This window comes from Lysinibacillus sp. (assembly GCF_032093475.1).
GTDB lineage: Bacteria > Bacillota > Bacilli > Bacillales_A > Planococcaceae > Lysinibacillus > Lysinibacillus irui.
Genome location: NZ_DAMDAY010000144.1, coordinates 1 through 10,776, shown reverse-complemented (window position 1 = coordinate 10,776; position 10,776 = coordinate 1). Strand labels below are relative to the sequence as shown.

14 protein-coding genes and 1 riboswitch are annotated in these 10,776 nt (G+C 37.5%); of the genes, 5 read left to right on the top strand and 9 right to left on the bottom strand.

Annotated features, from left to right (window positions below; genetic code table 11):
* A partial coding sequence (locus RT445_RS21115) for a trypsin-like peptidase domain-containing protein (RefSeq protein ID WP_396631818.1) occupies positions 1 to 246 on the top strand: 246 nt, incomplete at its 5' end.
* Positions 247 to 292: 46 nt separating this feature from the next.
* Here RT445_RS21115 and RT445_RS21110 read toward each other — a convergent pair.
* The 4 genes from RT445_RS21110 to RT445_RS21095 all read right to left on the bottom strand — a co-directional run bounded on the left by RT445_RS21110 (position 293) and on the right by RT445_RS21095 (position 2,016).
* The gene (locus RT445_RS21110; protein WP_274797167.1) at positions 293 to 778 is read right to left on the bottom strand and encodes a YkvA family protein; all 486 of its coding nucleotides are present in this window, start codon (positions 776 to 778) and stop codon (positions 293 to 295) included.
* 131 nt (positions 779 to 909) lie between these two features.
* Positions 910 to 1,110, bottom strand: a complete 201-nt coding sequence (locus RT445_RS21105) for a hypothetical protein (protein WP_274797166.1) — start codon at positions 1,108 to 1,110, stop codon at positions 910 to 912.
* 162 nt (positions 1,111 to 1,272) lie between these two features.
* Positions 1,273 to 1,473 carry a cold-shock protein gene (locus tag RT445_RS21100; protein WP_004230088.1) on the bottom strand — a complete coding sequence of 67 codons (201 nt, stop codon included), beginning with the start codon at positions 1,471 to 1,473 and terminating at the stop codon, positions 1,273 to 1,275.
* Positions 1,474 to 1,695: 222 nt separating this feature from the next.
* Positions 1,696 to 2,016 carry a DUF1033 family protein gene (locus RT445_RS21095; protein ID WP_274797165.1) on the bottom strand — a complete coding sequence of 107 codons (321 nt, stop codon included), beginning with the start codon at positions 2,014 to 2,016 and terminating at the stop codon, positions 1,696 to 1,698.
* An 88-nt stretch (positions 2,017 to 2,104) separates the two neighbouring features.
* Between RT445_RS21095 and RT445_RS21090 the strand changes: the two genes are divergently transcribed.
* A complete protein-coding gene (locus RT445_RS21090) occupies positions 2,105 to 3,832 on the top strand; it encodes a methyl-accepting chemotaxis protein (protein ID WP_274797164.1) in 1,728 nt (575 codons plus the stop codon).
* 42 nt (positions 3,833 to 3,874) lie between these two features.
* Positions 3,875 to 4,156 carry an acylphosphatase gene (locus RT445_RS21085; protein ID WP_274797163.1) on the top strand — a complete coding sequence of 94 codons (282 nt, stop codon included), beginning with the start codon at positions 3,875 to 3,877 and terminating at the stop codon, positions 4,154 to 4,156.
* 458 nt (positions 4,157 to 4,614) lie between these two features.
* On the opposite strand, the gene RT445_RS21080 is transcribed toward RT445_RS21085, so the two are convergent.
* The gene (locus RT445_RS21080) at positions 4,615 to 4,785 is read right to left on the bottom strand and encodes a hypothetical protein (protein WP_274797162.1); all 171 of its coding nucleotides are present in this window, start codon (positions 4,783 to 4,785) and stop codon (positions 4,615 to 4,617) included.
* 612 nt (positions 4,786 to 5,397) lie between these two features.
* Here RT445_RS21080 and RT445_RS21075 point away from each other — a divergent pair.
* Positions 5,398 to 6,048: a 5-bromo-4-chloroindolyl phosphate hydrolysis family protein gene (locus tag RT445_RS21075; protein WP_274797160.1), complete on the top strand. Its 651-nt coding sequence runs from the start codon at positions 5,398 to 5,400 to the stop codon at positions 6,046 to 6,048.
* Positions 6,045 to 7,112, top strand: a complete 1,068-nt coding sequence (locus RT445_RS21070; RefSeq protein ID WP_312507347.1) for a toxic anion resistance protein — start codon at positions 6,045 to 6,047, stop codon at positions 7,110 to 7,112. Before RT445_RS21075 ends, RT445_RS21070 begins: the two co-directional genes overlap by 4 nt.
* A 44-nt stretch (positions 7,113 to 7,156) precedes the next feature.
* Here the strand turns inward: RT445_RS21070 and RT445_RS21065 are convergent, their stop codons facing one another.
* The 4 genes from RT445_RS21065 to RT445_RS21050 form a co-directional block, all read right to left on the bottom strand.
* Complete coding sequence (locus RT445_RS21065; protein WP_016994029.1) at positions 7,157 to 7,354, bottom strand: DUF6501 family protein; 198 nt, start codon at positions 7,352 to 7,354, stop codon at positions 7,157 to 7,159.
* A 263-nt stretch (positions 7,355 to 7,617) separates the two neighbouring features.
* A complete protein-coding gene (locus RT445_RS21060; RefSeq protein ID WP_274797158.1) occupies positions 7,618 to 8,349 on the bottom strand; it encodes an amino acid ABC transporter ATP-binding protein in 732 nt (243 codons plus the stop codon).
* 12 nt (positions 8,350 to 8,361) lie between these two features.
* On the bottom strand, positions 8,362 to 9,087 hold the full coding sequence (locus RT445_RS21055) for an amino acid ABC transporter permease (RefSeq protein WP_274797156.1): 726 nt from the start codon (positions 9,085 to 9,087) through the stop codon (positions 8,362 to 8,364).
* 170 nt (positions 9,088 to 9,257) lie between these two features.
* Positions 9,258 to 10,115: a transporter substrate-binding domain-containing protein gene (locus RT445_RS21050; protein WP_274797155.1), complete on the bottom strand. Its 858-nt coding sequence runs from the start codon at positions 10,113 to 10,115 to the stop codon at positions 9,258 to 9,260.
* Between the two features lie 119 nt (positions 10,116 to 10,234).
* A riboswitch (Lysine riboswitch) is annotated at positions 10,235 to 10,421 on the bottom strand.
* Positions 10,422 to 10,776 lie beyond the last annotated feature (355 nt).

Here is a 10,776-nt window from a genome sequence, read left to right as displayed (position 1 = left end):
GCCTTCACGGGTATAGCCAATGAAGGGACATTACTCGAACCAATCCAATTAGAGGATTGGCAAGAACCAGTGGTGATGTTACAAGCACCTGTTTATCGTGGAAATAGTGGTAGCCCAGTAATTGATCAATATGGCGAGGTCATTGGCATTATCTTTGCAACGATGAAATATGAACCTATTGGACGTGTCGGCCTATTTGTACCAGTTCAACAGCTCCATCATGTACTGGAACAACATAAAAAATGAACCTGCTTACACAGGTTCATTCCGGAATTTAGTTTACATAATAATATTATTTATCTTTACTCTCTTGCTTAACAATCTGAGCAATGGGCGATTTAACAGGAATTTTACTCACTACCTCATCACTGACTTCCGCCACTTTTTGCAGCACATGTAACAGCTTGTCATCACCCGTCCAATGCTTTTCCACCACATCTGGCCCCAATTTATTAATGATCGTATTCACCACAAATGTCGCTAAGACAATATCATCTAAATAACCACCAAAGCCCAGCAACCCTTCTGGCATCAAATCCAGTGGCAATATAAAATACGCAATGGACGCCCCTATCAATGTACGGCTTTTTTTATCAACCCCTGCATCCGTTAATGTCTTCACTAATAAATGAAATAAATCAGGCACAAACATTAAATACGGCGTAAACTTATTACTTTTTCCCTTTTTCGATCCAAGAAAAGCTACTAATTTCTTACGTAGCTTCTGATAAAAATCTTGCTGCTCCTGCTCATCCGGTAGTTTCTCTAAGTTATCCATATTGATCTGCCTCCTATCTTACAAGCTATCTTGAATACTTGTGGGGTTTTTCTTTCATTTTGAGGGGTTATCCCTCTGTTTTTGGGACATTACCCTTCAGTTTGGTAGCTTTATCCTTCATTTCGGCTGAGTTATCCGCTACTTTCGGGGGAGCTATCCTCTACTTCGGCTGTGCTATCCGCCACTTTTGGGAAGCTATCCTTCACTTTGGCAAGGCTATCCGCTACTTTTGAGGTGCTATCCGCTACTTTGGAGAGGCTATCCGCTACTTTCGGGGAGCTATCCTCCACTTTGGCTGAGCTATCCGCTACTTTGACCCTGCTATCCTTCACTTTTACAATGCTATCCTCTACTTTGCCGAAGCTATCTACCCCTACTTTATATTTAACCTAAATTTAGATTTGTAATCCATAAACTTTCAAATGATACAAAAAAGACATCCTATTTGCATAGGATGTCTTGGGTTTAACGAAAGTAATTTTAATTATGGAGAATTAAAGTTTAGTTACGTTAGCAGCTTGTGGTCCGCGGTTGCCATCTACAACTTCGAATTCCACTTTTTGACCTTCGTCAAGAGTTTTGAAACCTTCGCCTTGGATAGCTGAGAAGTGTACGAATACGTCGTTTTCACCTTCAACTTCGATGAATCCAAAACCTTTTTCTGAGTTAAACCATTTTACTGTACCTTGTTTCATTTAAGAAAACCTCCAAAAAATAAAAGTGAACAATATGTAATTTCTTCAGCGATTGAAAAAATTCACATATTACAAAGAGTACCGAACTAACGCGATCACTTTTTGTAATATGTGAATTCATGTTTCCGGTGAAGCAATTAAATTGTTAACTTAAGTATAAACGCCATTCATAATTTTGTCAAATAAAGAAAAAATCTTTTTTTATTTTATTTCAAAATTATTTTACTTCTCTTCTATTTTACACGCAATTATCCCATGATATACTTGTGCATCATCATCACAAGCCTCACAATAAAAGCTTTCATCCTCAGACCAAAACGCCCAGTACTGCCCTTCCTTCGCCACTTCATTGTCATATGAGGAACGAAATTGTGCTAATTTTTGCTGTAAAGCTCGTTCAAAGAGCTCCTTTGTTTCAAATGTATCTTCTGTTTGAATAAAAGCTTCCCAACCTTCAAATTTCCACCAAGGCTCATAGTCCGCTTTCATGTAAATAATTGTATACATATTTGCCCATTCCTTGCTGTCATTAGATATTTTCATTTTATCAAACACATCTGAAATGTCTATTAAAACCACCTGAATTATGCTATTATTACCTTATTATACATACTTTTTGGGAGGTATTTTTATGTTTTCAAGTATTCGACCGAAAGCAGAGCTAGAACAGCTACTTCAACGTGGTACAGATTTACATGCAACAGGCCGATTTCATCAAACATTGGCATTTAATCACTTCAATTCACAGGACGAGGAGCATTTAAAAACACTCTACCAAAAGCTAAAAGATATTACCCCTTCTATGAATGCCATTTTTCATCATTATTTAAGCGAGATTTCCCCTACCTCTCAATTAACCATTAGTGAAGAAAATATCAATAAATACTTAACACAGTTTTTCTTAGCAACGCGTGACGATGATTACGTCGATGAAACGGTAAAATTTTTCAATCTATTTCGTCAACATCAATACGAGCCTGGTAAATTAATTGTTGTATTCAATCAATTTGCCTTCTATATCACTACCTATATTTTACATAATTTCGGAATTAAGCCGAATAAAGCTTTTCAATACATGAAATCTTTCCAAGCCGCTGTCAATGTCGATCAAGAATTGCTAGTGGAAGTATTAACAGAACGCATCGTTGAAAACGTAGTAGGCGAAGTATCCTCGTTAATGGATGTCAATGCAAAAATTATGTACATGAAAGATTTAGTGTTTAGCTTAGATAAGCAAAATGAAGAAATTCAATCTTCCACTGCCGCAACAGAACAGATTGCCGCTTCTATTAATGAGGTAGCACGTATGTCTTCCCATATATCTGAGAAAACGACTGAATCGGTTGATCATGCAACGAAAGGAAAAAATGCCATTGAGCATGCCTTAGCGGAAATATTTAAAACGGAAGAAACCTTTACGTCCATTGTCGAATCATTTTCAGAATTGCAAAAACGGGTAAATGATATTGAACAGGTTGTAACATTAATTAATCAAATCGCCGATCAAACAAACCTACTGGCACTCAATGCCTCCATAGAAGCCGCGCGAGCAGGTGAACATGGCAAAGGCTTTGCGGTCGTTGCACAAGAAGTACGAAAGCTTGCGGAAAATACAGTCTCTGCACTTAGTGAAGTATCGACAAACGTACATCATTTAAAGAGTTACTCTAATGATGTGTCCAACTCAATTACCGAAACGACAGCGATTATTAAAGAAGCAACCGTTGAGGCAAAAGATTCGTTACCACTCTTAAATGCTATAGTGCATGCAATTGAGGGTATTAATGTAGATGTAACAAATACAGCAGCCATTTCTCAGCAACAAGCGGCAGCGATTGATGAAGTCTCCGCACGAATGATTGAAATTTCAAGCTTGCAGGAAGATATTCGTGATTATAGTCACAATACATCTAGTGATATTCATCTATTAGGGAAAGAAATTAATCGTTTCCGTAATGATATTATTGCCAACAATAATGTACAGCTTTCCTCTATTGCCCTTCTTCAATTATCGAAAGCAGATCACATTTTATGGAAGTGGCGTATTTATAACATGTTTTTAGGTCTTGAAAGTGTTGAACCAAATGATGTTTCTTCTCATAGAGACTGTCGACTTGGCAAATGGTATACAGCACCTCGTACAGTAGAACGTTTCGGCCATCTTCAGGACTATCATGATTTAGATGGCTACCATTTACGTGTCCATGAATCAGCAAAGCTTGCCGCAGAAGCTCATAAAGCAGGTAATATCGAAAAAGCAGATGTCCACCTCAAAGAAGTGGATGAAGCATCTAAGCATGTTCTCTATTATATTAATAACTTGATTGCCTATTTAGAAAAAGAACGTGTTATGCATTAAAAAGAAGAGGTATTCCCCTCTTCACTAGTAGGAGGTATTCCCGTGAACAAACGAGCAAGTATCAAATTTTTTGGTGATGTATACGGCACAGGTTATCGTTTCTTTATCAAACAAAAGGCTATTGAATTAGGATTAAAAGGATACTGTCGACTAAATAATGCTGAGCAAATTGAGGTCGAAGTGGAAGGCTCTGAAAAAGCACTCAATGAATTCCTCCTTTTTGTCCAAAAAGGCGTCAGTCCACAAGCTGATTCCAATTCCTTTTCATTAGAAATGTACGATGATTTAAAAGGCTATATACGAATGGAGTCAGACATTGTTTAGTCTGGCTCTTGCCTTTTAACATTTTATCAAGGTTTATGGCACCTTTACTGATAGTTTGAATATGTTATCTTGAATACGTTTCCGGGGGCAAGTTTCTTAAGATTGGGGTAAAGTCCCCAGTCTTTTTATTTTGTATATCTGCTACATTGTATCTTGCGGTCAAAATTCAGCTACCAATTACCTCTGCAGCGAGAATTACGCATGAGGCTGGTGAAGTCCTCAAATTTGGGGAGATGTTTCATTATACATCTTCTTATTTTTGATGAAGTCTGTCGGAAAGAATTCTTCCATTATATGGCACTTTGTATTTCCCCTCACCATATATAACAGAAAATCGCTTCATTATTTTATAGCTTACTTTACATGAATCATGATATGAGTGGAAATCATTGTATTTCATAAAATTTTGTCATAAAAAATGAGCATCCACGATTAAATGGATGCTCTATCTTCATTAATTATTGCATTGGGCAAGGTGCTTTGACACAACTTGGTGGCTTTGATGAACCTCCACCGCCGTCATTTTCATAATGTGGTTTGCTAGCACTCGCGCTTGCACCACCAGCTAATCCTAAGCTTAAAAATAGAACACCTAAAATAGACAACATCGATTTTTTCTTTTTCATCATTTCCATCCTCCATATATTTCATAATTTGGTTTACAATTGTTATATTCTGCATTATTTTATAAATCCCTTTAATTTTTTAGAATTTTTAAATTTTTATTTTAAAAAACATCTAGGCAATTTGCCCAAATGCTAAGGGAAAAGACGATAATTCGGTGTACATTCTATAATCAATTTAGAATGACAAAAGAAAAAGCCACACCTTGTTAGATGTATTCTTGGGTTGATTAAAAATGCTCACACTAATGGCAAAACCGGTCATATATCGTATAGAACCGCTCTCATTACTGCCGAAACCGATCATATTTCGTATAGAACCGCTCTCACTACTACCAAAACCGATCATATACCGTATAGAACCACTCATTCAAGTAAAAAACATAGTAACCAACGGCTCATCGGTCTCTTTGATGAAAATCGACTCACACACATTTTATCGAAAAGCGGTCTCCCGCTATTTTTCCATCGAAACATCTCACTTATTCTATGTATTATCATTGAGAAAGTTAACAATTAGCAGTAAAATTTATGTAAGGGTTTATTTTTCAATGAAACTTTATGTCGATTATTTCGTATAAGAAGATAGACATATTGAAAAGCAAGGAGGATGAAACAATGCTTAGTGTCGGACAGTTTTTCTCTAGACATAGTGCCAGCTTTCTTATTTCGCTTACAACTGTTTCTATCGCAGCAATTGCGGCAAATCCTGGATTCTTCCTTGGTGGTTTACTGTTTGCGGGTTCATATGCGACGAGTACAACGTTGCTGAAACATAGACAAAAAAAGAAGGTCATGCAAATAGCAGGTATCACAAAAGAAGAGTTCAAGCATATTGAAACACAATTATCTACAGCCAATAAGCATATTCAAACATTAAGTCAAAACTATTTACGTGTCCGTTCTGTATCTGCTTTTAAACAACTTCTTGAGATGACACGTATCTCAAAAAATATTGTTAAAATTGTGAAGACAGACCCGCGAAAGTTTTATAATGTGGAACCATTTTTCTATGCGCATTTACCTTCTGCGGTGGAATTAACGGATAAATATACAATGCTTTCAAGGCAGCCTGTGAAGGATAAGGAAATTCAATTGACGTTATCCAAAACACGTGAAACTCTTACCGATTTAAATGATACAATACAAATTGATTTAAAGGATGCGCTTGCTAATGATATCGATCATCTGCAAATGGAGATCGAGTTCGCAAATCGCTCCAATTTAAGACGTAGAGAACAATTGGACTGGCGAGGCGATGATAAATGACGGCTAATGAACACGCATTTCAACTTAATACCATACCTGGACTTTCTCCACTAGTCCAATCCTACTTAGAAACAACTCCACAAAATGAGGCGATGGCGACATATGAAACGCTATCGCCTCTTGCACAAAGTCGTGCATTACTATATGCCAGTCAAATCGATTTAACTGATTTTGAATCATTGCTATCTCTTGGGCAAGATTCGCAGCGAGCCTTATCTCAATTTGCGGATCGAATGCTTGCACAGGTGAAGCAAAAGGACGTTACTAAAATTGGGCAAATGCTTGATTCCTTAATGCAGACACTAGATCGAGTAGACCCAACAGCTTTAGAGCCAAAGAAGCAAACGTTCTTCAAAAAAATGTTTGGTAAAACAGAGCCCTCGGTCAAGCAAACGTTAACAGAATTTGAGCGTATTAGTATTCAGGTAGAACGTATTGGTGTTCAACTAGAACGTGCACAGCTCCAGCTGATTAAAGATGTGGAAAACTTAGAAGCACTTTATAACCATAATCGAGGATTTTTTGAGGAACTGGCTACTGCCATTGCAGCAGGTCAAATGAAAAAACAACAAGCTATTGAAGTAGAGCTACCAGCACAAATAATGAGTGTCCAAGCAAGCAAACAGCCGCTCGCTATTCAGCAGCTCAATGATTTTGCTGCGCAAATTGAACGATTGGACCAACGTATTTATGATTTACAAGTATCTCAGCAAGTAGCCCTGCAAACGGCTCCTCAGATACGGATGATTCAACAAGCTAATCAAACGTTAGCCGAAAAAATTGAGTTCTCAATTGTTACGCTAATTCCGCTATGGAAAAACCAACTGGCAATGATGCTATCGATGCATATGGATCAGCACTATGCCCGACTAGAGGAACGGTTATCAAAGACACATGATCGTTTTACAAGTCCATCTTTTGAACAGCAAGTTTCAAAATTTAAAGAAACACAGCATGAATTACAAACAGCAATTAAGGATGTCTTTGCTTTGCATACGGCAACCGAACAAGAGAAACAACAGCTGCAAGATGTAGCGGGTGCTCAAGGCTATCAGCGAGATTAAAAAATGGGTGGCTCAGCAAATGCTCTGAACCACCCTGTTTTTATTTATTCGAAATAATCCTTATAATAGCCGCCGACATTACCTGTGTTGTCGATAATAAAAATGAATTCTTCTGTTTCGTTTTTTACTTCATATTCTTTACCTACTGTTAAGACGTTGGACACTAAGTATTTCGATGCATTTGTATGTTTGCAGGTAACCGTTCGTAATGTTGGCGCATCTTTCCATTTTAAATGTAACATATTCTCTCTACCTCTCTTTACTAGCAAAAGCTAATGTCTATTGCTTATTTTATAATATTTTGGGTCTTTTGTGGAGAAAAAAGAAATACTATACCTATTCTATCCAAAAAAAAATGAAATTCGGGGTGTTCTCATGAGTTTTGGTGGTGTACCGCAATGGTTTTTTATCATTGCTGTAGCATTCGCAATCTGCTTTGTGCTCTATGCAGAATGGAATTCTAGAAAATAAGTGAGTCCAAAATAATGGACTCACTTTTTTGTGCTTATTTTAAAGTACGTTTTAAAAACTCTTTCGTACGTTCATGTTGTGGATTGACTAATACTTGTGATGGTGGGCCTTCTTCCACAATCACACCTTTATCCATAAAGACGACACGATCTGCCACTTCTTTTGCAAACTCCATTTCATGTGTCACAATTAACATTGTATTCCCTGCGTCTGCTAATTGTCGCATAACCTTCAGCACCTCTCCTACCATTTCTGGGTCCAGTGCTGATGTCGGTTCATCAAATAGCATTACTTCGGGATTCATAGACAGTGCTCGAGCAATTGCTACACGTTGCTTTTGTCCGCCTGAAAGCTGACGTGGCTTAGCGTTTACATATTGATCCATACCTACGATCTTCAAATATTTCAGCGCTGTTTCTTCCGCTTCTTTCTTCGAGCGCTTAAGTACTTTGATTTGGCCGACTGTGCAATTACTTAACACATTATGATTATTAAATAAATTGAACTGCTGGAATACCATTCCTAGATGGGTACGATATTCTTGGATATTGTGCTTTTCATCTAGGATGTCTTCTCCCTGATAAATTATTTGCCCGCCACTTGGTGTTTCTAATAAATTTATGCAACGAAGTAGTGTAGACTTACCAGAACCAGAGGAACCAATTAAACAAACAACCTCGCCTTTTTCCACTTGGAAATTCACATCTTTTAACACTTGGTTACGTCCAAATGATTTACTTAAATGTTCGATTTTAATGACTGCCATTTGTGCGTCCCCCTATACTGCTTCTTTTTGTTCTTTTTGATAGGCATCCGGTCCATCCAAACGTTTTTCAACATATAGAAGGATGCGAGATGCGGTAAATGTCATAATGAAATAAAGAACACATGCGACAAAGAACGATTCAAAATAACGGAAGTTGTTACCTGAAATTGATTTTGTTTGGAAGAATAACTCTGTTACGCCGATGACATTTAATACGGCTGTATCTTTAATATTCATAATTAGTTGGTTACCTGTTGCTGGTAAAACGTTACGTGCTACTTGCGGCAGGACTACGTGAAGCATGATTTGGAAGTGATTCATCCCAATCGCTGATGCTGCCTCGTATTGACCATTATCAATCGATACAATCCCACCACGCACAATCTCTGCCATGTATGCCCCTGTATTAAGAGAAACGACTAAAATACCTGCTGTGATAAAATGCATGTCAATTCCAAACGCGATATCTAATCCGTAGTAGACAACCATAGCCTGTACAATCATTGGTGTACCACGGAAAAATTCAACATAGCATGTTAGGATAAAATTAATAAGCTTCAGGCTATAAAATTTTATTCCTTTTTTACGAACTGGAATCGTATGCATAATTCCGATGAAAAATCCGATGAATGCACCAATAATTGTACTAATAATCGAAATCAGTAACGTATAATACGCACCTCGTAAAAACATTTGCCAGTTGTTTTCAATAATTGAAATTATCCATTCAAGACTCATGATGTTCCTCCTTACAATGTCATGTTGCTTGCTTATCTTTTTCGTGTCCTAGCTCTTTCTACCATTCTATGATTTGTCACGCTAGGACATTATCATTATGTAGAGAGGTTCTCATTTTGATAATGATGAAATGATCATGCACGGACCAGCAACTAGTCCGTGCCTTGTCATTATTGTGCTGCTGGTTGATTCTTAATCGCTTCTTCCATAATGGCTTGACGATCGTCCTCTGTAATACCTTTTAATATTTCGTTAATTTTTTCACGATTTGCATCTTCTTTGCGTAAACCTACAGCAATTGAAGTGTTAGAAAGATCTGTATCAAAGCCTTCTTCAAATGCAACATATGTGAACTTATCGTTCGCTGCTGCAGCGGAAATTCCTTCTGGACGTTCTGCTACATAACCATCAATTTTGCCAGCCTCTAAAGCGACACGCATTGCCGGGAAGCTTTCCATAGCAGTTTGTTTGTCTACACCTTTAATTTGATCAATAACTGTGTAGTTCGATGTATTTAATTGGGATGTAATTTTTGCACCAGAGAAATCTTGAATTGATTTTGCCCCTTCATATTTGCTACCCTTTTTAATCACCATTACGAAATCCGACGTGTAGTAGTTTTCAGTAAAGTCGATTGTTTTCTTACGTTCTTCTGTTGGTGACATACCCGCAATGATTGCATCAATTTTGTTTGATTGTAGCGCTGGTACTAAGCCGTCCCATTCCATTTTTACGATAACTAGCTCTTTGCCTAAGCCTTCAGCGATTTTTTTCGCCATTTGTACATCATAGCCGCCTGCATACTCTGCATTATCAGCAATTTTTACCGCGCCATTAGCATCGTCCTGCTGTGTCCAGTTGAATGGTGGGTAGCCAGCCTCCATTCCAATGCGGAATTCACCGCCGCCTTCTTCCTTGTCCGCGCCAGCATCACCTGAACCGCCGTCTTTTTTGTCGCTAGTGCCACATGCAGCTAGCACAATTGCTGTCATGATAGAGATCATTACTAACAACCATTTTCTTTTCATGAAAAACTCCCCTTTTCTGTAAAAAAATAAGACAACTGTACTAAAAAAGACCTAAGTTTATTGAACTTAGGTCTTACCTTTTATGACAGTTGCCCAAATCCTCACTATTATTTCCATATTTCCGAGATAGCACAACCTAGTAAACCTGGAAATCAATTTACTAGGACAGTCCTGCACTTATTCACTGCAGACCCAGCATAAAAGTACGAGCTCCTTTTATACTTCGGCGATATTTCCTTCTTCATTGCGTCTTCGCTTGCTTGTACTCAACAATGAACTAATAAATACCGCGCCTCTACCTCACTGGTAACATTCGTGAGGTTTGTTTATTTAATTGATATTTAGATACTACTATAAAACTAATATGTTCGTCAAGACGATTTTAACATTTTTCTGACTAATGACAATATTAGGTTATTATGCGTTCTCTATCCATTTTAAATCATTGAGCTTTCGTCAATATTTCTGAAAATTACAACATATTTTTATTATAGAGTATGTTTTCTATGTGAGAAAAGTTGTGTTTATTTCTTTTTTGCTCCTCTATACGATATAACATTAGTACTCTTTCAAAAATAGAATCGGTCGAAAGATTTCATTATGCACAATCAGAACCACCAGTCTAACTGGTGGTTTGCTCTACGCGTGAAACGCTGGGGTA